The organism is Nocardia sp. NPDC005366 (assembly GCF_040606855.1).
In the GTDB taxonomy this organism is placed as follows: Bacteria; Actinomycetota; Actinomycetes; order Mycobacteriales; family Mycobacteriaceae; genus Nocardia.
The window spans coordinates 32,459-53,743 of sequence record NZ_JBEXFQ010000018.1 but is presented as its reverse complement, the minus strand read 5'-3'; the positions used below and the strand labels follow the sequence as shown (position 1 = coordinate 53,743).

The following is a 21,285-nucleotide window of genomic DNA, read 5'->3' as shown; positions in this document are numbered from 1 at the left end:
CGTGTCAGTCGATACCGGCGAACAGGTCGTGCTCGCGCCCGTCGGCTCCGGTCGGACCGCGTTCGCCGCGCGCCAGCACATAATGCTCCTCGGGCAGAACCGGCTGCACGACATTGTTGGACAGCACGAATTCCCGGCCCGACGGAGCCACCGTCACCTGTGTCGCGTGGGCGCGCAGCGCCGCGCGTTTGGCGGCGAGCACATCCGATACCTCGATTGTCGTCGTCACCGAATGACTGGGCACACTTGCCAATTCGCCCACGACCGGAAGTCGCCAACCCGGCGGGAGCGCACCGGGCAACCCCTCGACGGTGCGCCGCGCCAGCACTTCGGTGTGTAGGCGGAGCATATCGGCGTCGGTCACGGTCCAATAGAATTTCGGTGTGTCCCAACCGCGTTCGGCCGCGGCATGGACGGCGGCGGTCGTGATCTGGTGCGCGCGAATATGATCCGGGTGACCGTAACCGCCTCGCGGGTCGTAGCCGATCACTACCTTCGGGCGCAGTTCCAGCACCACCTCGGTGAGTGCGTCGACGGCCGCGGAGCCGGAATGCACGAAAGCCCTGGGATTCTCGGCGGACGGGGTACCCGCCATGCCGGAATCGCGCCAGCGACCGGCCCCGCCGAGGAATCGTGGCGGCGCGCAGTCCAGAGCGGCCAGCGCCCTGGTCAATTCGAGAACACGGTAGCCGCCGAGTTGATCGGCGCGATCGGCGACCAGTTGCGCCCACTGCTCCCCGATCACCTCGCCCTCCTCGCCGAGAGTGCAGGTCACCACGGTCACCGGAACCCCGCGGCGGCGGTAGTAGGCGATAGTGCCGCCGGTGGTGATGGATTCGTCGTCCGGATGGGCGTGCACCAACAGAATGCCGCCGTTCACGGAATCCGCCTCCACATCGCGGCGTCACCGAAGATGCCGACCTGGATCGCGCCGCTCAGCGACGCCCCGTCGACCCACGGACCGGATGCGGCGACCACGTTGTCCTGCACGATCGGCAGCGTCGTCGCCAGATTCCACAGCCCCGGCTCGGCATCGGCCAGCACCCGCCCGACGTCGATACCGCGCAACGCGCCATCGATACCCGGCTGCAACACGGGGTCGCATACGCCCGACAGATTGCTCGGCGCGCGCCGCGCCGCCTCGACGGCCGCGTTCGCGTCGTCGGTCATCGCGGGATCGACGACCGGCGGACATCCGTGACGCGAGGAGAGCGCGGTGGCCGGATCACCGCCCGCGACCTCCCAGCCCACCAGCGCGTCCACACCGCTGTCGACCAGTTCTTTGCCGTACAGCGCGTCGGCGGTGAGACTGCGCACGCTGGCATCTATTCCGGCGCTGCGTAATTGGTCCGCGGCGGTATTGGCGACCGCGAGCGCGGTCGCGTCATTGGTCACCGCGCCGATCCGGATGACGAGTTGTCGGCCGTTCTTGGCGACGGTGCGCGGACGCGGCGCGGGCGAGGTGGGCGATGCCGCCGTCGGCTGCTCGGGCGCGCGCACGTAACCGGCCTCGGCCAGCAGCCCGAACGCCTCGTCGGCGGTAGCGCGTGGCGGCGCGGTCGGGAGGTAACCGGGATCGGACGGGGTCAGGATCTGTGCCCTGACCGGTTCCACCCAGCCTCCTGTCTGCGCGCCGACGGTGGCGAGCAGGGCGGGATCGAGCAGGGCGACAACGCCGCGACGCACCCGGGGATCGCCGAGATCCCCACTGCGCCCGTTCAATACGAATTGCAGTTCGCGCGACTGCGGCATGATCGCGGTGCGCACCGAGGGGATCGCCGCCAACTGGGCCTGGGTGGCGACGCCACCGTGCACGAGCGCCATCTGAGCGTCGCCGGTGCGCAGTGATTCCGCGAGTTGCGCGGGAGTTCCCCCGCGGCGCAACAGGATCTGGTCCGGCGCGGCGGGCGTGCCCCAATATCGGTCGTTACGTTCCAGCAGGATCTCGTCGCGTCCCCGATCCACCGATTTGATGGCGAAATTACCCCCGGAGACCTGACTCGGCTCCTCGAGGCCGTTGACGAATCCGCCGGGCGAATCCTTCAGCAGATGGGAGGGCAGCAGGTCGACGAACAACTCACGCCAGGCCGGATACGGCTGATTCATGGTCACCGTGACGGTCTTGCCGCCGCCGGAGGAACTCACATCGGCGATCAGCCGGTAGCCCGCCGGATCGACCGCACCGGGCTGGGTGATCATCTGCTGCCACAGATACCGGAAATCCTCGGCGGCGATCGGCGCTCCGTCGGACCAGTTGGCCTGATTGCGCAGGGTGTAGGTGATGGTGAACGGCTCCTGCGCGGTCACCTCCGCCGCTGTGACGAGGGCCGTGTCCGGCACCCACTCGGTGGCGCCCGGTACGGCCGGATTCGGCGCGGGACGGAACGGGCTCGGCAACACCATCGAGGCCACCGCCGCGTTGGCGGGCGACTGATCGGCGCGCAGATGCGGATTGAATCCGATACCGATGTCGTCGATCGCCACCACGACGGTGTGCTTTCCCGGTTTCGCCGGTGTCGTCTTCGGGCTGTCGGTGCTCTCGATCGGCGGCGGCGGATTCGCGGTGCATCCGACGAGCCCTGTCACGGAGGCCGCCACCACCGACAGCACTGCCAGCACCGTGCGCACCGTCGCGCGTCGTCTTGCCCCCGAGCTCACGGTGCGCACTCTACCCAGCCTCGCAAGCCGCCGACCATCGGCCGACGCTTCCCTGCCCGAAGCACCGCGATCCGGCGGAGTCGAATCCGCCGGATCGCGATCCCGGTTCGTCAGCGAACGTCCGCACTACAACGCGGCCCGGTCCCGAGCCTTCCGCCGGGACAGCTCCCGGCCTCGCTCGGTGGCGCCGAGGATCACCTTGCGCACCCGGACCACCTCGGGGGTGACCTCGACGCATTCGTCGCCCGCGCAGAATTCCATCGCGCCCTCGAGATCGAGTTGCAGCGGCTTGGCGAGGGTTTCGAACACGTCGGCGGTGGAGCTGCGCATATTGGTCAGCTTCTTCTCGCGGGTGACGTTGATATCGAGATCCTCGGCGCGCGGGTTGATGCCGACGACGTGACCCTCGTAGGTGTCCGCGCCCGGCTCAACGAAGAACTGGCCGCGATCGCCCAGCTGGATCATCGCGAACGGCGTCACGGTGCCCGCGCGGTCGGAGACCAGCGAGCCGGTATGCCTGGCCCGGATCTCACCCGCCCACGGCGCGTACCCGTGGGAGACGGCGTTGGCGATGCCGGTGCCCCTGGTCTCGGTGAGGAAGTCGGTGCGGAAACCGATCAGACCCCGCGAGGGGACGATGAACTCCATCCGCACCCACCCGGCGGCGTGGTTGTTCATCTGCACCATCTTGCCCTTGCGGGCGGCAAGCAGCTGGGTGATCGCGCCGAGGTACTCGTCGGGGCAGTCGATGGTCAGCTCTTCGAACGGCTCATGCACTTTGCCGTCGACCTGCTTGGTGACCACCTGCGGCTTGCCGACGGTCAGCTCGAAACCCTCGCGGCGCATCTGCTCGACCAGGATGGCCAGTGCCAGCTCGCCGCGGCCCTGCACCTCCCAGGCATCGGGGCGGCCGATATCGAGCACCCGCAGCGAGACGTTGCCGACCAGTTCCGAATCCAGGCGCGACTTCACCATGCGGGCGGTCAGCTTGTGGCCCTGCACCCGGCCGACCAGCGGCGAGGTATTGGTGCCGATGGTGACCGAGATCGCGGGCTCGTCGACGGTGATGCGCGGCAGCGCGACCGGATTCTCGACGTCGGCGAGCGTGTCGCCGATCATGATATCGGGAATGCCCGCGATGGCGACGATGTCACCGGCCACGGCGATTTCACCCGGTTTGCGCTCCACACCGACGGTCTGGAGCAGCTCGGTGATCTTGACCTGCTTGACGCCGTCGGCGTGCATCCACGCGACGTTCTGGCCCTTGCGCAGTTCGCCGCTGTAGATGCGGACCAGCGCGAGACGGCCGAGGAAGGCGGAGGCGTCGAGGTTGGTGACATGCGCCTGCAGCGGGGCGGTCGGATCGCTCTTGGGCGCCGGGATGTACTCCATCAGCACGTCGAAGAGCGCGTCCAGGTTCTCCGCGCTGGGGGCGTTGCCGTTCTCCGGCCGTTCCTTGGACGCTTTACCCTCACGGCCGGACGCGTAGAGCACCGGCAGATCGAGGGCGAGTTCGGCGGCCTCGGCCGCGGCGTCGTCCAGATCGGAGGCGAGATCGAGCAGCAGATCGTGGCTCTCCTCGACGACCTCCTCGATCCTGGCGTCCGGGCGGTCGGTCTTGTTGACGACCAGGATCACCGGCAACGAGGCGGCAAGCGCCTTGCGCAGCACGAAGCGGGTCTGCGGCAACGGCCCCTCGGAGGCGTCGACGAGCAGCACGACCCCGTCGACCATCGACAGGCCGCGCTCGACCTCACCGCCGAAATCGGCGTGGCCGGGAGTGTCGATGACATTGATCACAGTCACCGATCCGTCCGGGTTATGCCGGTGTACCGCGGTGTTCTTCGCGAGAATGGTGATGCCCTTCTCGCGTTCCAGATCACCGGAATCCATGACTCGATCGACGAGCTCGGCGCGCTCGGCGAAAGCGCCGGACTGACGAAGCATGGCGTCGACCAGAGTCGTCTTACCGTGGTCTACGTGGGCCACGATGGCGACGTTGCGAAAATCGCGTGCAGACGACACGCCTCAATCCTCCTGCTGTTGGGTATAAGTGCGGGCCGACCCCTGCAAACAGGTGGAGAATCGAAACTCACCGGGCATTGCGGCCAGTTTTACACCCTACCGGCAATAGACTCGCCCCCGGTCCCCCGGCAGGGTACTAAGGGTATGCTAACCACCGTGGGCAAGGTCAAAGCAAACAAGGTTTCCTCGTTGAAACCCAAGAAGAAGTGCTGTCGCAAGAAGACGCGCTGCGTGAAATGCCCCGTGGTCATCATGCGAATGAAGAAAGCCGAGGCCGCGGGCTGCAGCGGCAAGGATCTGAAGAAGGCGCTCAAACACGCCCGCGCGGCCTGACCGGCGAACGTCGGGCATACCTGCCTTCCACGGCGATCGACTACTCCGGCGAACGCGACATTTACGACTAACCGGGCAGGTTCGCGGGATCGCCGCGCCGGAGCGCGATGAAATCCGGCGACGAGGGTAGAACCGGAATATGAGCACCTCGCTGCTGACCGAATCCGAGATCGCCGAAGCCGTCGCCACGCTCCCGAACTGGACCCGATCCGGGCCCGCGCTGACCCGCACGGTCACAGCGGCCTCGTTCCCGGCGGGCATCGAACTGGTGCGCGCGGTCGCCGAAGTCGCCGAGGCGGCCGACCATCATCCCGATATCGACATCCGCTGGCGCGATGTCACCTTCGCGCTGTCGACCCACTCGGCGGGCGGACTCACCCAGCTGGACGTGTCGCTGGCTCGCGAGATCGATCGGCTGGCGCCCCGCTTCTCCTGAGCGGACGCCCCGAGCGGATGACCCAGGCGTAGCACCACAGCACCCCGAGCACGTCGACAGCGCCGAGCCAGGACAGCAGACCGGGCCGGGAGATCTCCCAGATCGTCGGCTGGAAGAACGACAGTATCCACGGCAGGCCGACCAGCATGGTAGCCAGCCAGTAGCCCGCGAGCACGCGCGCGCCCGGCGCCCGCCGCAGCGGTCCGTAGACCAGCCACAGCACCGTCGGCAACAGCCACACCCAGTGGTGCGACCACGAAATCGGCGACACCATCAGCCCGAACAACTGGACGACGACGAGCGTCCCGAGCCGGTCGTCCGAATCCAGTGCGCGCCAGGCGAAGAACGCGAGCACGGCGACGACGAGCACGGACGCGATCCACCACGGTCCCGATTCGACATCGTGGCCGAGGATCCGGCTCAGCGCACCGCGCAGGGACTGATTCCACACCGATCCGACCGGCCCGATCCGGTCGGCGTCGCCGAGCAGAGTTCCGAAATATCGTGTCGCCTCGTGATCGTTGATGAGATAGCTGATGCCGACGGTCGCCCCGAATACCGCCGCCGACCACGCCACCGTCGCCCAGCGCCGGCGCGCGGCGAAATACAGCCCGGTGATGGCGGGGGTCAGTTTGATACCCGCGATGATCCCGACCAGCCCGCCCGACAACCACCACCGCGTACTGCGGACCGCGAGCATGGCGCCGAAGACGAGGAAGACATTGACCTGGCCGTAGTCGATCGTGGTCCGCACCGGTTCCAGCCAGACCCCGACCGCGGTCCAGCCGACCGCCGCCACCCGCCAGCCCGGCGCGCGCAGCGCTTGCTTGCCGAGGATGAGTTCGAGGCTGATCCACACCACGCCGTACAGGGCCGCGACCGTCGCCAGCAGCCAGCCGACAGCGACCGCGGTGAACGGCAGGTAGTGCAGGGGGAAGAAAACCAGCGCGGCGAACGGCGGATACGTGAAGGGCAGCGGGAAGTCGGGCGTCTTCTCCGCGTAGGTGTAGTCGTAGAGCCGGTCGGTCAGCAGGTCGGCCGAGCCGCCGACGTAGACGTGCAGATCGACGAGATTCATCCCGTTGTCCGACAGCAGCATCCACAGCAGCCGGGCCAGCACCGATAAAGCGAGCGCGAGCACTGCCAGTCGTAGGGGTGCGGCGGTCGGACGGCTATCCGTCCGAGCGCTCTCTCGGTTCACATCGCAGGCTTTCGACGTCGGTGCGGGTCACGGTCTCGACCCGCCGGAAAATTATTCGGTGTGTTCGGCGACAAGAGCCGAAGGCTCCGACTACATTAACCGGAGCCCCGATCCACTCGATCGGACACATGAATCCGGGAACCGCCGACGGATTCGGTCGGTCCTGCTCGCGGCACCCCGCGCACAGCCCCGCCGAGCAAAAAATTCACAGGTAACATTTGCATCACCTTTCACACCAGTAACACCGGCGGCGCGCTACCTTCCGATAACACTGATCGTCCACAGAACCTGTCGGACACCGCAGCTGTACAACTCGGTGGCGTTGTCCCTAGAGTGACCCGAAACGATGGCTTTTTGCATCGCTCCAGATGTACCCGAAGGTAAGGACGGCTAGACCAGTGCTTCGCACCCGAGGAACGCGGATTGCATTGTCCGCTCTCGCCCTGGCGGCGAGTGCTTCGCTTGCCGCGCCGACCGCTTTGGCGGCGCCCGCTCCCGCGCCCGCCGCGGTCCCGAACAGCATCCCCATGGTTCCGGAGGGTGTTCCGGTAGACGCGCTGGCCGCGCTTACCCCGGCAATCGTCGGGTCGATCGCGGGTCCGGCCGATATCGCGGACGGCCCGCAGTCCGCCATTCTCGCGCAGGCGCGTGCCCTGCTGGCGACGCTGAACCTGCCGCCGCAGATCAAGTCGACCTTGGAACGGATCATCACGTTCCTCGACGGCAGCGGCGGCGGCGGCCCCGAGCTACCTCCGCAGGACGGGCCGGTCATCGCCCAGTTCCTGTACCCGACCATCGGCAAGGGGTGCATCAGCGCCTCCGCCGACTCGGTGGGCACCGCACTCGCGGTCCCCGGCCCGGCGCAGCTGCCGCCGCCCGGACCCGCGGCGGGTCAGACCGGATTCGTCTTCACCGCACTCGGCACCAAGGCGCCGACCGCGGAGCAGAATCCGCCGATGACGGTGCAGTGGCTCAACCTCGACACCCGCCAGAGCGGCGTCCAGGCGCTGACCGACGAGGCCAAGATCAACCCGGACGGCCCGGCCACCCTGTCGGCTATCGCCAACACCGGTTCGGGCCGCATCGTCGCGGTGGTCGGCGGCTCGCTGACCACCAAGGCACCCGATGCCGAGGCGCGTACCTGCTCGTTCCTCCCGACGCTCGGATTCTTCACCGTCTGATCCCGCTTCGGATCGAACCCGCCTGCTGCCACAATCACTGTCGGCGGCAGGCGGTTCGCTGTTCGACCGCCTCCGTGTCCCGTTGCGGCTCCGGGAGATCGGCGATTTCGCACTTCGTTCCCAGGGCCGACACGCACGCCCGTGAATCTCGGTGATCGCGCGCACGGGCCACAACACTGTGGTAGACCGAAGACATGGCGACTGTCGAGGCAACCGTGCGGCCTGGCCGATCGATACGGAGCAAGCGATCGCGGCGATCGATCCTGTCGTTCCGGTCGGAAGGCTCCATCCTTTCCATCGGTTCCGCCTATTCGATCCTGTCGATCGGCAGCGTCGGGTCGATTCTGTCGATCGGATCGGTCGGATCCTTCGGATCGATGATGTCCTCGGGTTCCTTCGGCAGCCTGGGGTCGGCCTTCTCCGGTCTGTCGCGCTGGTCGCTGCTTTCGTGGCAGGGCGATCACGACGCACCGGATTCGCGCCCGAATCTGCGGGTGGTCCCCGACGACGAACCCGATCTGCGGGTGGCGCCGGTCTGTCACTGCCAGACGTGAACCGCTACCACTGACCGTATTCCGGCCGCAGGATCGAATTCAGGTCGACACCGACGCCGTCCACCGCGCGTTTGTCGATTTCGAATTGATGCAGGTGCGCGACCGGATGGACGAACCCTTTCGGGGTACCCCAGTTGTGCTGCCAGTACCACGAGCCGAGCCCGGCGACGCGGGCCAATTCGATGGTCGGCGAATTCGCGTACACGCCGACGTTTCCCCTGCCGAGTACCGATTCCCAGCCCAGTAGATAGGGCGCGATCATCGTGGCGAAATCCACCGCGGAGGGATTGTCGTCGATCGAGGCGTAGATGGGCCGGTCGTCCGGACCACCGGCTTGACGATGCAATTCCAGCCCCCGCGTTGCATGGCGTTTCCCCGCTTCGAGTCCGCCGCGCCAATCCGCGGTCGGGCCTTTGCCGTACTGATAATTGGAGACGATGGTGAGCCCCGCCTCGTGCAGCGCGTCCACCTCGGACGCGCGCAGCGGCTTACCCTCCATCCATTCCGCACCGGGGCGGCGGTCGGAGACATACCGGATCACGCCGATATGGCCCGCGTCGCGAATGGCCGCCGCGTCGGGCACGCCGCCCGCGTAGTCGATCAGGGTGCCGAGTTCTCCCGCGGCCGAAACTGTCGGCGCGGTGACACCGACAACAGCCACGGCGGCGGTCAGTGCGAATAATTCACGTCGGGACAGGTCCATCGAACGCATCGCAGACTCCTTCGCGCTCCCCCCGGAATCGGAAAGCACGGCTTTCGAAAAAGCGGCAGCGTGCCCGGCGCACCTTCCCCAAGGTTCGATCGCGCGCCGGGAGCCTCGAACGTGGACTCATTTCACCACATTCACATTGGAACCGCTAGACCCATCGGACACACTCATCACACTCGCCACAGGCGTCACGATCGGGTGACCGTGGCGATACGCGCCGCTACATCGATGGTCCGTTTCGCGCTGTCGTCCAACTCCGCGCGCACGACCTCGGCGACCTGTGCGACGATCTGCTTCTTGATACCGGCGAGCGCCCCGAGGGTGGCGGCGCGCATGCCGTGCGCCTTGAATGCCAGCCGGATATGGTCGGGCGCGGGCGGCACCACATCGATCACCAGGCGCAGTGGATCGGCGGCGTGCGCGGTCAACACCAGTGGAACTTCGACGTCGGCGCGGTAGTGGTGGGCCTTGAGCACATCGACGGTGATGTCCAGGCTCACCGGCAGCATCAGATCGAAGGACACCGGCTCGTGCTCGGGATCCTCGATCGGACGCCTGGTCAGCTCGGGCACTCGGATCGATCCGCGCACGGTGACCGTGGCCTTCCTACCCGGCCCCGTTCGCAGCGGCCCGACCTCGATCGCACGACCGGCCATTCGCTCGACCACGTCGAAGACGCGGTCGCGAGTTACGACGTGGTGGAAGAAGTTCGTGCCGAATCGGCCGTAGTCGATCCAGTCGAATTCGGCCTGCTCGCGATGTTCGGAGCGGACGCCCGCGATCATGGCGTCGATATCGAAGACCCGGCCGCGCCGCGACTGCGGCTCGTCGAGCATGGCGTTCACGCGGTTGGCGACCTCGCGCTGCACCATGCCGGCGATGGGATCGAGTAGCCACTCCCACGCCGAGTCCACGGCCTGCGCACGCAGCACGAAACTGACGTCGCGGGCGCTGATCGGCGGGATATCGATGACGATGAGCACCGGTTCGGCGGTGCGAGCGCGCAACGTCAGATCTATTTCGACCACGGCCGACAATCGCAGCTTGCGGCCACCGAGCAGCACCTTCACCGTCAACGAGAGCGGGACGGTGAGCGCGAAGACGACGTGGGGGTCGTGCCGGAACACCGTCGGCTCGCCCACTTTGCCCTCGGCGACGAATCCGGCCAGCCCTGCGGGGCCGATCGAGAACGGGCCTATGGTCATCCCCCGACCGGCGATTCCGGACACCGCCGCGACGATCCGCTCCTCGGTCACCGCATGGGTGACGAAGCGCTCGCCGAATTCGGCGTAGTCGATCCAGCCCGGATCACCGCTCGTTTCGTCGGTCGGCTGCGTCATCGGCTGCATGAGTGTTCCGGAACCCTTTACCTGTGGACGGGATATCGGACACGCTACCGAATCGTGGGCCAGTGCTCCGCCCTTCAGGGCGGGGGTGACGGCCCACGCGGGAGGCATCTCGGGGTCGAGTGTGCTCTGGACCTGGCGTTGCCGCTGTTCGATGGACTGCCCCAGCGGCTGCGGCCGGAGACCGACGAGACACCAGCTCACGAGGTGGAGCCCCGTCCTGCTGATGAGGGGGTAGCAGGACGGGGCTCCGGGGTGACAGCGCTGCCGGGCGCCGCCTACTCAATGGTAAGTCCTCGCGCCGGACTCGCCGAACCGGCCCGCGCCGACCATTTCGGCTGAGCGGCAATGATTCTCACAGCCGTCCGAATCCGACCACGCCCGGCACCCCGGCGAGCGCGAACCGATGAATCCTGACCTCGCCGTACTCGTTGCCGCCGATGGTGGTGACGACCCCGTTCTCGGCGGCGAGAACGATATTGGTGTGCTGGGTGAACGGACTGGCATCACCGTATAACAGCACGTCACCGGTGCGCGGCCGGTAGCCGTCGGTGAACGGCGTGAATCGGCCCGCGTCCTGGTAGTACTCCTGGAGGGTGTAGACGCCGGGAATCCGCCACGATCCCGAATGCGGATTCCGCAGCGCACTGTCCGCTTCCCGCATGACCCAACTCACGAAATCGGCGCACCACGGTTCGCGCACGCCCTCGGAATATTTGGTGCCGTCACCGGGATTCTCGAATTCGCGCTCCGCGACCGCGACAAGTCTGGACTGCGCCGGATCGAGGACGGATCGGTCTATGACAGGGAATTCGGCCGGACTCTCCCCCACGATCGCGTGCCGCGGCGTGTGGACGTGCCACCATCGCACCCCGAGCGCCGCCCCGGCCGCGAGCACGACGACGAGTGCCCCCAGGGTGATCCACAGACCTGCTCGCGTCGTCGTCGAATCTCGTTCGGACATACTCCCCCGGTTTCAGCGCGTCACGACCGACCCTCGGCCCTATGAATTGGACGAACGGGCCGGCCGAACGGTTCCGCTCCGACCGCGATGCGCCGGGTGTCGGTCATGCCCGCGGGTCGCGGCCCAGGTAGCGCAGCAACTGCTCGACCGCGCCGTCGTCCGGTTCGCCGTCGACGACGGCGCTGTAGGCGCCCCACTGGCGCAGCGGCTCGACGATTTCCATCGAGGGACCGCCGCCAGGAGCCGGGTTGACGGTGCGCGCGGCGGTGAGCAGACGGCCTGCGAGTTCGTCGGTCAGCGGGGAAGGATTGCCGGTGGCGACCGCGATATCCCAGGCGTGCACGGCGGCGTCCAGCGCGCACATCACCGCGGCGACGGGTGTCGGCAGTTCACCGTGCGGCAGCGGGGTGGGAACGGTCGGGGTCTCGTCGGTCACGGTGGACCAGGCGAGCACGGCCGGTTCGAGGGCGGCGCGCACCAGATCCAGCGGTGCGCCCTCGATGTCGCCGGACGGCTCGAACGGGTTGTAGGCGGGGCCCGCACCGAAGCCGAGCGCCGCGGCGAAGCCGAGTTGATCGCCCGCGGCGTGCTGGACCACCTGGGCGACATTCCATTCCGAGCACGGGGTCGGCAGTCGCCACTGGTCCGCGTCGACGCGGGCGACCGCGTTCTCCAGTGCGCGGTAGGACTCGTCGAGCACGGTGCGCCAGACAGTGGTCAGTGGAGCGGTGGTGATAGTCATGTCGGCCCTTTCGCCGTGGGTATTCCTCGGTGGGTATTCCTCGGTGGGTATTCCTCGGTGCTGACCTCAGCGTAGAAGCGCATTAGGCTCATTTCGTTCCTAATATGAGCGGAGGCAGGGTGTGTCACGGACCACAACCAGGGTGCTGCGTTTGCTCTCGCTGCTCCAGGACCGCACCCACACCGGCCGCGAACTCGCCGAACGGCTCGGCGTCACCGACCGGACCTTGCGCAACGACATCCAGCGGCTGCGCGAACTCGGCTATCCGGTGCACGCGACGCGCGGCGCGGTCGGCGGCTACCGCCTCGGTCGCGGCACGGCGATGCCGCCACTGTTACTCGATGACGACGAGGCCGTCGCCGTCGCGGTGGCGATCGGACTCGCGCAGGACGGTTCCACCGGCCTGACGGATATCACCGACCATGCCGGACGCGCCCTCGCCAAATTGGAGCAGATCCTGCCGAAACGTCTGCAGCGCAAGGTCGCCGCGCTCAGCACCGCGACCGCCGTCGGGCCCGCGACCACCGGTTCACGCGAACCCGACGCGCCCGTGCCCGCGACGCTGCTCACCACTCTCGCGAGTGCCGTGCGCGACCGCGCGACGGTACGGGTCGACATCGCCGGTCCCGACGATTCGGTGACCGCCGAGGTCGAGCCGTATCGGCTGATCAACTGGCAGCGACGCTGGTATCTGGTCGCCTACTCCCTCGAAAACCATTCCTGGCGCGCGATTCCCGTCGCGGCCGTCTCCCACGCCACGACGGCCGGACGCCGGTTCGCCGCGCGCGCACTGCCGGACGAGGATCCGGTCGCCTTCGTGATGCGCGATATCGCCACCACCGGCTGGAAGGTGCACGCGCGGGTGACGGTCCTCGCCCCGGCCGAAACGGTGATCGCACGGATCAATCCGGCCGTCGGGGTGGTGGAACCGGTGGACGACCAGTGCTGCACCCTGCTCACCGGCGCGGACGCGCTGGAGACCATCGCCATCTATCTGAGCATGCTGATGATGGACTTCCGCGTCGACGGACCGCCAGAACTCGTCGACCACCTGCGCACCCTGGCGCGGCGCTATACCGAAGCGGTCGCCGACGCACCGGGCGCGTGATGACCGATCAGGCCTCGGCTTTCCTGCCCATCGGGATGCAGGCCGTCAGCACGATAGCCAGTACAGCGGCCGCCATCGCGATGAAGAAGATGGTGTGGAATCCCTCGCGGGAGGGCAGCACGTGGCCGCCGTAGGCGATGGTCATATGGGCGAGCACGACACTGGTCACCGCGGCGGAGGTGGAGGTGCCGATCGAGCGCATCAGCGAGTTCAGGCCGTTGGCGGCGGCGGTTTCGGTGATCGGCACCGCGCCCATTATCAACGCGGGCATCGCGGCGTAGGCGAGGCCGACACCGCCCGCGACGATCAGCGACGCCAGCATGATCTCCCATACGCCGTTCATCAACACCACCGCGCACAGGTAACCGACCGCGATCACCGTCGCACCGAGCATCAAGGTCACCTTGGGCCCGCGCGCCCTCGTCAGCCGCGCCGACACCGGCGACAACAGCATCATCACCAGACCCGATGGCGCCAACACCAATCCGGCGTTGACCATTTCGAGCCCGAACCCGTAGCCGGTGCCCTCCGGGGCCATCAGCAGCTGCGGGAAGCCCAGGGACATGGCGTAGAGCGAGAACCCGACAGCGATGGAGGCCACGTTGGTGAACAGCACCCGGGGCCGGGCCGAGACCCTGAGATCGACCAGCGGCGCCTTCTGCCGCAATTCGAAATAGCCCCAGCCGAGGAACACCGCCAGCGACACCGCGAACAGCGCCAGAATCGAGCCGCTGCCCCAGCCCCAGTCCGCACCCTTGGTGATCGCGATGAGCAGAGATAGCAGTGCGACCGAAAGGCCGACCGCGCCGCCGAAATCGAAGCGCGCCGGGGTACGCACCGGCGACTCCGGCACCAGGAGGAAAACCAGGATCGCGCACACAACGCCGAGTCCGGCGGCGGTCCAGAACAGCACGTGCCAGTCCGCGTTCTGCCCGATGAACGCCGCGGCGGGCAGGCCGACGGCGCCGCCGACACCGAGGGTCGCGCTCATGATCGCCATCGCCGAACCGACCCGCTCGGGGGGCAATTCGTCGCGCATGATGCTGATGCCGAGCGGAATCGCGCCGATCGCCGCGCCCTGCAACGAGCGGCCGATGATTTCGGGCACCAGCGACGAGAAGGCGCCGCAGATCACCGAACCCGCGATCATCATGAGCAGATTCGCCAGCAGCACCCGGCGTTTGCCGAACATATCGCCGAGCCTGCCGCTGATCGGCGTGAACACCGCGCCCGCGAGCAGCGCCGCGGTGATCACCCACGAGGCGTCGGCGGCGGAGGCGTGCAGCAGCGAAGGCAGCAGCGGGATGATCGGAATGACCAGCGTCTGCATGAGCGAGACGACGATGCCGACCGTGCCCAGCGTCGCGATGAGCACTGCGGGCGATGGCAGCCGCCGATCATCGACACTCGGGACGGTCGCGGACGCGTCGGCGGTGATGGACATGAATGTGTACGGTACACACAATATGTATGGTGCACAATTTGCTTTTGCTGTGAACAGAACGACATAGTTGGTGCCATGTCAGACCAGACCCCCGTCGACAGCACGGCGCTGCGGCGGCTCGTCTTCGAACTGACGCTACTGTCGCGGCACTATCCGGCGTCCATGTTGCGCCGCCCCGGATTTCAGCTCGACCGCTCCGCCTACGTCATCCTGACCCGGCTCGAGCTCGACAACCCGCTGAGCCTGCGCGAATTGTCCGACGCCCTCCAGCTCGATATCTCCACGATCAATCGCCAGATCGGCGCCATGCTCAAACAGGAACTCGTCGAACGCGAACCCGATCCGGACGGCGGCATCGCGCGCAAGATCCGCGCCACCGACAAGGGCCTGAAAGCCCTCGCCGACGACCGCGCCCGCAGCCACGACGGCATCGGCGCGGTCGTGGCCGACTGGTCGCCCGTCGATGTCGACCAATTGGGCTCGCTCATCGCGCGATTCAACGAATCCATCGAACACCTCGAACACAACCGGTGGCCGCGCCCACCCGAGATCACATAGATCGCTACCATCGAGCTACCCCACTCGTCCCGGGACGAACTCGCGGATTCCGCTGCGCCGCCACAGGATCCCGCTAGGCTCGCACGGGTGGGAAACCGGTATCGCAGCACACCGCGCCCGACCTGGCTCACCTGGGACAACTACCTGATCGGCGCACTCGGCCTGATCGTGGCGGCGGCGCTCGGCACCGTCGCCGCAACCGTCGCGCTCGCCGAGCATTACGTCGCGGCCCTCGCCCTCGCGGTCTTCGCCCTCGCCTTCGCCGTTCCCGCCGGGGTGCAGATCGTCGGCGAACTCCTGGCGGCGCTGCGGCTCATCGGCATGATCGTCGCCGCGATCATCATCTCCCCGGCCTTGCTCGTCAGCCCGTCGCTGCGCCGACGCGCCAAGAGGCGTTTTACCGTGCCCCGGCGCTGAATCCGGGCGGCTCGTCGCCGCTTCCCGGGACTACCCCGATCGGGCGGGGATGATCTTCGCGGGACGAACCGGATTCGATACCCGGCCGCGCGAATCGCGGACGCGTGCGGTCCGGAGGGTTTGAACGGCGGATTTCGAGGCACTACCGGGACAAGAGGCTCGTAGAAGGAGAACCCCGTGTCTTCCGGAATCCTGGTAATCGTCATCGTCGTCGTGGTCTTGGTCGCGGGCGCCGCACTGTTGATCCCCCCGTACCTGCGTAGGAAACGCCTACGCGACAGGTTCGGGCCCGAATACGACCGGACCGTAGAGCAGACCGAGGATCGTCGCGCCGCCGAACGCGAACTGGCGCAACGGGAACGCAGGCACGAACAGTTCGAGCTGCGTGAACTGAGCGCGGAACGCAAGGAAGAGTTCACCCGAGCCTGGACAACGGTGCAGGAACGGTTCGTCGACCAGCCTGCCGACGCGGTGAGCGAGGCCGACCAGCTCATCACGACCGTCATGGCCGAACGCGGGTATCCGACCGAAGGTTACGACCAGCGGGTCGCCGACCTGTCCGTGGAACACGCCACGACCCTCGGCCATTACCGCGACGCCCACGACATCGCGATCAAACAGTCCGACGGCAACGCGACCACCGAGGATCTGCGCACTGCCCTCGTGCACTACCGGGCCCTGTTCCTCGACCTGACGAACGGCCACACCACGCAGAAGAAGGACACAGTGTCATGAGCACCGAATACGACAAGACCCGAACCAGCTCGCTCGATGACGAATCGACGGACGCGCACTACGACCACGAATCCGAGAGCTTCGCACCGGGCGGGCATACGAGCGCTCGGGACGGCGAGGTCATCGACGCCGAAGTCATCGACGCCGAGCGGGAGCCGACAGCGACCGACACCGACGACGGACGGGTGTTCGTGGCCGAGCACGGGACGAGAGCCGTGGACGAGAGCGAGCCCGGTCTCGAGAACACCGACGACACACCGTCCTCGGAACCACTCGGGCAACAGAGCCCCGTCACCGATGACGACGCCGTCGTCCCGCTGTTCGACGAACAATCCTTGGAACAGCTGCGCGGCCGGTGGCGTGATCTGCAGGGCACCTTCGTCGATGATCCCCGTGACGCCGTGGCACGCGCCGACGATCTCGTCGAGGAGCTGATCCACGAACTCACCGCCACCTATGCCGAGCGCAAGGAAATCATCGCGGACCGCTGGTCGGACAACCCGGACACGGAGTCGTTGCGTTGCGCCTTGCGTAGCTACCGCGCGTTCTTCAACCAACTGCTGTCCCCCACTTCCTGACCCCGCCCACCGTCGGACCGTACGAGCGCGACCACCACTGCCGCGCTCGTGCGGTCCGTGTCTGTTCGCGGCGGTACCGCGCTCTCGCGCCACCGCGCCGAGGGACATAGGCTTGCGCCGTGAATTCCGGGCGGACAGTGGTCGACGGGCGTTTCGAGCTGCTCGAACCGCTCGGCAGCGGAGGTATGGGAACGGTGTGGCGGGCCTATGATCTGGCCCTGCATCGTGAGGTGGCGCTGAAGGAGGTCCGGCCGGCCGAACCGGAGGGGCCGGGCGGCGCACCGGGCGTGCAACGCGAGCGGGTGCTCAGGGAGGCACGGGCACTGGCGCGTATCACCCATCCGAATGTCGTGGCCGTGCACCATATCGTCGATTCTCCCGCGCCGGCTCACCCGTGGATCGTGATGGAGCTGGTGCGGGGCCGCACCCTCTCGGATTACCTCGCCCAGGGCCCGATCCCTCCCGCGCAGGCCGCTCATATCGGCCGCGGCATCCTGGCCGGTCTGCGCGCCGCGCACCAGGTGGGCGTGCTGCACCGCGATATCAAACCCGCGAATGTCCTGTTGCGCGAGGACGGTTCGCCGGTGCTCACCGACTTCGGCATCGCGGCGCTGCACGACGCGACCGGGTTGACCGGCACCGGAAATCTCGTCGGGTCACTGGAATTCATCGCCCCGGAACGTCTCGGCGGTCAGGAGGGCAACCCGGCCTCGGATCTGTGGTCGCTCGGCATCGTCCTGTTCCTCGCGGTCGAGGGATATCACCCCATGCGGCGCGACACCACGGTCGCGACACTCGCCGCCGTACTCCAGGGCACCGTTCCCGTCCCCCATCGCGCGGGACCGCTGACACCGGTGTTGCAGGCGATACTGGTGTCCGATCCGAATCACCGACCGACCGCCGATCACGTCGACCATCTGCTCGCCCAGGTGCTCACCGCCCCCCACGTCGCGCACGCCGTCGCGCACACTCCGCACGCCGTCGCGCCCGCCCCGGCGACGCCCCCACCCTCGTACCGACACGAGATCCACGCGAGTCCGCCCGCCCGCGCCCCGATGTCGCGCGGCGCACGGTTCGGCATCGCCGCCGCCGCGGTCATCGTGATCGCCGCCGCGGCGCTGGCCGCGATGGCGCTGCGCCCAGGTTCGGGCGGTGACGAACCCGGCGCGAGCGCGCCTCAGGGCACCACGCAGGCCACCGAATCGCGCACCGCCCCCGGCACCGTCATCGCGCCCGGTTCCGGTATCAGGATCACCGACACACCGACCGGAGACAGCACCGAACTCCTGACCCCCTCCGGAATGCGCCAGGCGGTCACCGCACTGGAAAAGGTCTCCGGCGGAACAGCTTTCACCGAGGTGACCTTCTATCCGACCTTCGTCAACGCCAGCGCGCCGGTCCGGAACCAGCCGACCGTCTACGACGAGTACGTCTATCGCAACGGCGGTGCCAGCCGCAAAGGCGCGGGCGGCGAACTCGACAAGGACAGCGTCACCATCCAGCTGAGTTCGATCAATTGGGATGTCGTTCCCGGCCTTTTCGATACCGCGAACGAGAAACTCGGCATCCCGAAGCCCACCCTGCGCTACGTTATCGTGGACCCCGCCTGGACCTTCAATGACGACCGTCCCACACTCCTGGTCTACCTGACCGACGATTACGGCGGCGCCTATCTCGCAGCCAACCTCGACGGCAGCATCGTCACGATGTTCCCGAGGGGTCGCTGACGCTGTCCGCCCGAGTACGACGACCGAACCGCAGCGTCACCTCGTCCGATTCCGGTCGCGCGCGGCAGGCGAGAATATGCCCCCGGTCGATTTCGTCGTCGGTGATGGCGAGCAGCGGATCGGGTTCCATCCGCACCTGTCCGGATTCGACGGTGGCGATACAGGTTCCACAGGATCCGCCGAGACACGAGTACGGCAGGTCTTCCCTGTTGCGCAGCGCGGCGTCGAGAATCGTGCCATTTCGGGGCATTTCGACACTCAGGTCGGGCCCGTATCCGGAGAGTGTGACCGTGCTGGTCCGCGTGTTCGCCGAAATCGGCATCGGGTCGGGAGAGCTCGTCTCGAATAATTCGGTCTTGATTCGAGAACTGTCCGCGCCGCGCTCGCGCAGTGCCGCCGCCGTATCGGCCACGAGTTCTTTCGGCCCGCACAGCAACCATTGGTCGGCCTCATATTTCGCGACCTGGGACGGGTCGATCCGTCCGTGCCGATAGTCCCGGTCGCCGGGCAGGCGAACCTGCCGCGACAGGTGGTGGGTGACGCGCAGCCGTTCCGGGAACCGGCTGACGAGGTCGTCGAGCCGATGCGCGAGCATGATTCGCTCGTGGTCACGACTGCCGTAGTGGAGTGTGAACGTGCTGTCGGGTTCAGCCTCGAGAATCGTCGCGATGATGGAGACGATCGGCGTGATGCCACTGCCCGCCGCGACCGCCGCGTAGGCGCGTGACCGATCGCGCGCCGGTTCGACGGTGAAAGTACCCGTCGGTTCCGATACATGCAGCATCGTCCCCTCGGTCAGCTCCCCCGCGACGAAATCGGAGAACACCCCGCCCGGCCGTACTTTGATCGCGATACGCAGCCGCCCCGAGCTCGCCGCGTCACACAGCGAATAGCTGCGACGGATCGGCTGCCCGCGCCGCACACCGCGCACGATGACATGCTGGCCCGCGACGAAACGGTACTGCGCGCGAAGTCTTTCCGGGATATCGAATTCGACCACGACGCTGTCGACGGTGTCACGGACGACCGATCGAACCGCCAGGCGATGGAAACCACGGGCGGGCCCGTGCGGCACCGGATCGAAACCGACGACGACGCAGGCGCGCGACGGCGAAACCGCCAGCGCCCGTGAATAATCGACCGCCCGTAGATAATCGACACCAACGCCGGCCAGCGCCGCCATGCCGTGACCGAACAGCGAAGGATTCAGCACCGCCGTCGGGCGATCCAGCAGCCCCGCGATACGCGCGATCTGCCGCCCCACCGTCGCATCACGTGCCCCGACCGCCATACCGAGCCGGGTCAGCGCACCGAGCGCCCGCATCGGCGTCTGCCCCGCGCTGTCCACATGCGGCATGGCCAGATCGAACAGTTTCGTGATAGCCCAGGCGTCATCTATCGCGGCCGCGGCGGCGCGGAAATACCTGCGTGCCAGGTCGTGGTCCCCTTCCGCCAGAACGTGGCGCAGCCGCTGTGCCTGGAGCGCGGAAACCGTCATCCCCTGGCCGAACGCCGGGCTGAAACTACACACCGCGTCGCCGACGACCAGCAACCCCTCGGGGAAGCGTGTCAAACGCTCGTACCGCCGACGCTGGTTGGCCAAGTACCGATACGTGCTGACCTCGGTGAGCGGCATCGCGTCCAGCAGCGCCTCGCGCACATCGGGGGGCGCGACCGACGCCGCGAATCGCCAGAACGCCTCCGAATCCGTTGGGGGATGGTCCTTTCCATACCCGATCAGTGTCAGGATATGCATCCCGTCCTCGACCGCGAACAGGGCGAGGCCCCGCGCGGGATCCTGATTCGCGATGACGATCTCCTTGTCGCCGCCGACCGATCCCACGGGCAGCCGCACATACCGGCTCGCGTACATCATGTCGATCCGCACGCCCTCTTCGGTGGGACGCCGATACCCCAGACCGGCGAGCCAATCATTGATCGGTCCGTGCCGCCCCAGACAGCCGACCACCAGATCGGCCTCCAATTCCCGCGCCGGCGCTTCCTCGGGTTCGACCAGTACGCCGGTCACCCGCGCCCGCGCCGCGTCGGCGGTCAGCCCGGTGACAGCGCAGCGGTCGATCAACTCCACATTCGGCAGGGCGCGCACCCGATTGCGCACGCGCCACTCCAGGAACGGCCGACTGGCCTGGAGCAGCGAATACCCGTCGTCGGATCGCTTCAGCGTGTGACCTGCGATCGTCATCCGCATCTCGCTCAACGACCGGCAATCCACCGCGCCGTCGGCGAGGAGTTCCTCGGTGACGCCGGGAAACAGCTCCTCGAATATCCGCTTTCCCCGCGCCAGCAGGGCGTGCACATGCCGTCCCTGCGGGACGCCGCGCCGATCGCCAGGCACCGACAGATCGTCGCGTTCGATCACCGTGACCCGCGCGAAACTCTCGCTCAGTACCCGCGCGGCCAGCAGTCCGGCCATGCTCGCTCCCAGCACCACGGCATGTTCGCGCCCGGTCATCTTCGCCCTCCGACCTCATCGTCCTCGGCAGCTCCCGAGCGACCACCGGCGGAAACTGAGATTTTTTGCCAGATTAGTCTCAGTTATCTGGGCGGG

The 21,285-nt window shown here is 67.3% G+C and carries 20 protein-coding genes; 10 read left to right on the top strand and 10 right to left on the bottom strand.

The window, feature by feature from the left end:
• Positions 1–4: 4 nt before the first annotated feature.
• The 3 genes from mshB to typA form a co-directional block, all read right to left on the bottom strand.
• Complete coding sequence (gene mshB / locus ABZS43_RS21130) at positions 5–880, bottom strand: N-acetyl-1-D-myo-inositol-2-amino-2-deoxy-alpha-D-glucopyranoside deacetylase (protein ID WP_355037623.1); 876 nt, start codon at positions 878–880, stop codon at positions 5–7.
• On the bottom strand, positions 877–2,616 hold the full coding sequence (locus ABZS43_RS21125) for an ABC transporter family substrate-binding protein (RefSeq protein ID WP_355037716.1): 1,740 nt from the start codon (positions 2,614–2,616) through the stop codon (positions 877–879). The genes mshB and ABZS43_RS21125 overlap by 4 nt, the downstream gene beginning before the upstream one ends.
• A 168-nt stretch (positions 2,617–2,784) precedes the next feature.
• Positions 2,785–4,683 carry a translational GTPase TypA gene (gene typA / locus ABZS43_RS21120; RefSeq protein WP_355037622.1) on the bottom strand — a complete coding sequence of 633 codons (1,899 nt, stop codon included), beginning with the start codon at positions 4,681–4,683 and terminating at the stop codon, positions 2,785–2,787.
• A 156-nt stretch (positions 4,684–4,839) separates the two neighbouring features.
• Here typA and ABZS43_RS21115 point away from each other — a divergent pair, with 156 nt between their 5' ends.
• Both ABZS43_RS21115 and ABZS43_RS21110 read left to right on the top strand, forming a co-directional pair.
• The gene (locus tag ABZS43_RS21115; RefSeq protein WP_355037621.1) at positions 4,840–5,016 is read left to right on the top strand and encodes a hypothetical protein; all 177 of its coding nucleotides are present in this window, start codon (positions 4,840–4,842) and stop codon (positions 5,014–5,016) included.
• A 139-nt stretch (positions 5,017–5,155) separates the two neighbouring features.
• Positions 5,156–5,452, top strand: a complete 297-nt coding sequence (locus ABZS43_RS21110) for a 4a-hydroxytetrahydrobiopterin dehydratase (RefSeq protein WP_355037620.1) — start codon at positions 5,156–5,158, stop codon at positions 5,450–5,452.
• Here ABZS43_RS21110 and ABZS43_RS21105 read toward each other — a convergent pair.
• Entirely contained in the window at positions 5,391–6,653 is a 1,263-nt protein-coding gene (locus tag ABZS43_RS21105) for a mannosyltransferase (protein ID WP_355037619.1), read from the bottom strand. The two genes, ABZS43_RS21110 and ABZS43_RS21105, sit on opposite strands and share 62 nt — an antisense overlap.
• 398 nt (positions 6,654–7,051) lie before the next feature.
• On the opposite strand from ABZS43_RS21105, the gene ABZS43_RS21100 reads away from it, so the two are divergent.
• Together ABZS43_RS21100 and ABZS43_RS21095 are read left to right on the top strand one after the other, a co-directional pair.
• Complete coding sequence (locus ABZS43_RS21100; protein WP_355037618.1) at positions 7,052–7,834, top strand: hypothetical protein; 783 nt, start codon at positions 7,052–7,054, stop codon at positions 7,832–7,834.
• A gap of 194 nt (positions 7,835–8,028) precedes the next feature.
• The gene (locus ABZS43_RS21095) at positions 8,029–8,388 is read left to right on the top strand and encodes a hypothetical protein (RefSeq protein WP_355037617.1); all 360 of its coding nucleotides are present in this window, start codon (positions 8,029–8,031) and stop codon (positions 8,386–8,388) included.
• A gap of 4 nt (positions 8,389–8,392) precedes the next feature.
• Here the strand turns inward: ABZS43_RS21095 and ABZS43_RS21090 are convergent, their stop codons facing one another.
• From ABZS43_RS21090 to ABZS43_RS21075, 4 genes are all read right to left on the bottom strand, one after another.
• Complete coding sequence (locus ABZS43_RS21090; RefSeq protein ID WP_355037616.1) at positions 8,393–9,100, bottom strand: DUF1906 domain-containing protein; 708 nt, start codon at positions 9,098–9,100, stop codon at positions 8,393–8,395.
• 185 nt (positions 9,101–9,285) lie between these two features.
• The gene (locus ABZS43_RS21085) at positions 9,286–10,647 is read right to left on the bottom strand and encodes a hypothetical protein (RefSeq protein WP_355037615.1); all 1,362 of its coding nucleotides are present in this window, start codon (positions 10,645–10,647) and stop codon (positions 9,286–9,288) included.
• A gap of 151 nt (positions 10,648–10,798) precedes the next feature.
• Positions 10,799–11,407 carry a CHAP domain-containing protein gene (locus tag ABZS43_RS21080; protein ID WP_355037614.1) on the bottom strand — a complete coding sequence of 203 codons (609 nt, stop codon included), beginning with the start codon at positions 11,405–11,407 and terminating at the stop codon, positions 10,799–10,801.
• 103 nt (positions 11,408–11,510) lie between these two features.
• The gene (locus ABZS43_RS21075; RefSeq protein WP_355037613.1) at positions 11,511–12,149 is read right to left on the bottom strand and encodes a TIGR03086 family metal-binding protein; all 639 of its coding nucleotides are present in this window, start codon (positions 12,147–12,149) and stop codon (positions 11,511–11,513) included.
• 121 nt (positions 12,150–12,270) lie between these two features.
• On the opposite strand from ABZS43_RS21075, the gene ABZS43_RS21070 reads away from it, so the two are divergent.
• Positions 12,271–13,257 (top strand): WYL domain-containing protein, encoded by a 987-nt coding sequence (locus ABZS43_RS21070; RefSeq protein ID WP_355037612.1) that lies wholly within the window; start codon positions 12,271–12,273, stop codon positions 13,255–13,257.
• Positions 13,258–13,264: 7 nt separating this feature from the next.
• Here ABZS43_RS21070 and ABZS43_RS21065 read toward each other — a convergent pair whose 3' ends face one another.
• Positions 13,265–14,701, bottom strand: coding sequence for an MFS transporter (locus ABZS43_RS21065; RefSeq protein WP_355037611.1), 1,437 nt, complete (start codon positions 14,699–14,701; stop codon positions 13,265–13,267).
• A gap of 75 nt (positions 14,702–14,776) precedes the next feature.
• On the opposite strand from ABZS43_RS21065, the gene ABZS43_RS21060 reads away from it, so the two are divergent.
• From ABZS43_RS21060 to ABZS43_RS21040, 5 genes are all read left to right on the top strand, one after another.
• Positions 14,777–15,259, top strand: coding sequence for a MarR family transcriptional regulator (locus tag ABZS43_RS21060; RefSeq protein WP_355037610.1), 483 nt, complete (start codon positions 14,777–14,779; stop codon positions 15,257–15,259).
• Between the two features lie 87 nt (positions 15,260–15,346).
• Positions 15,347–15,676 carry a hypothetical protein gene (locus ABZS43_RS21055; protein ID WP_355037609.1) on the top strand — a complete coding sequence of 110 codons (330 nt, stop codon included), beginning with the start codon at positions 15,347–15,349 and terminating at the stop codon, positions 15,674–15,676.
• A gap of 177 nt (positions 15,677–15,853) precedes the next feature.
• Complete coding sequence (locus tag ABZS43_RS21050; protein ID WP_355037608.1) at positions 15,854–16,411, top strand: hypothetical protein; 558 nt, start codon at positions 15,854–15,856, stop codon at positions 16,409–16,411.
• Entirely contained in the window at positions 16,408–16,989 is a 582-nt protein-coding gene (locus ABZS43_RS21045; RefSeq protein WP_355037607.1) for a hypothetical protein, read from the top strand. The genes ABZS43_RS21050 and ABZS43_RS21045 overlap by 4 nt, the downstream gene beginning before the upstream one ends.
• A 119-nt stretch (positions 16,990–17,108) precedes the next feature.
• Positions 17,109–18,716, top strand: a complete 1,608-nt coding sequence (locus ABZS43_RS21040; RefSeq protein WP_355037606.1) for a serine/threonine-protein kinase — start codon at positions 17,109–17,111, stop codon at positions 18,714–18,716.
• On the opposite strand, the gene ABZS43_RS21035 is transcribed toward ABZS43_RS21040, so the two are convergent.
• Complete coding sequence (locus tag ABZS43_RS21035; RefSeq protein ID WP_355037605.1) at positions 18,691–21,189, bottom strand: 2Fe-2S iron-sulfur cluster-binding protein; 2,499 nt, start codon at positions 21,187–21,189, stop codon at positions 18,691–18,693. The genes ABZS43_RS21040 and ABZS43_RS21035 overlap by 26 nt on opposite strands.
• Between the last annotated feature and the right edge of the window lie 96 nt (positions 21,190–21,285).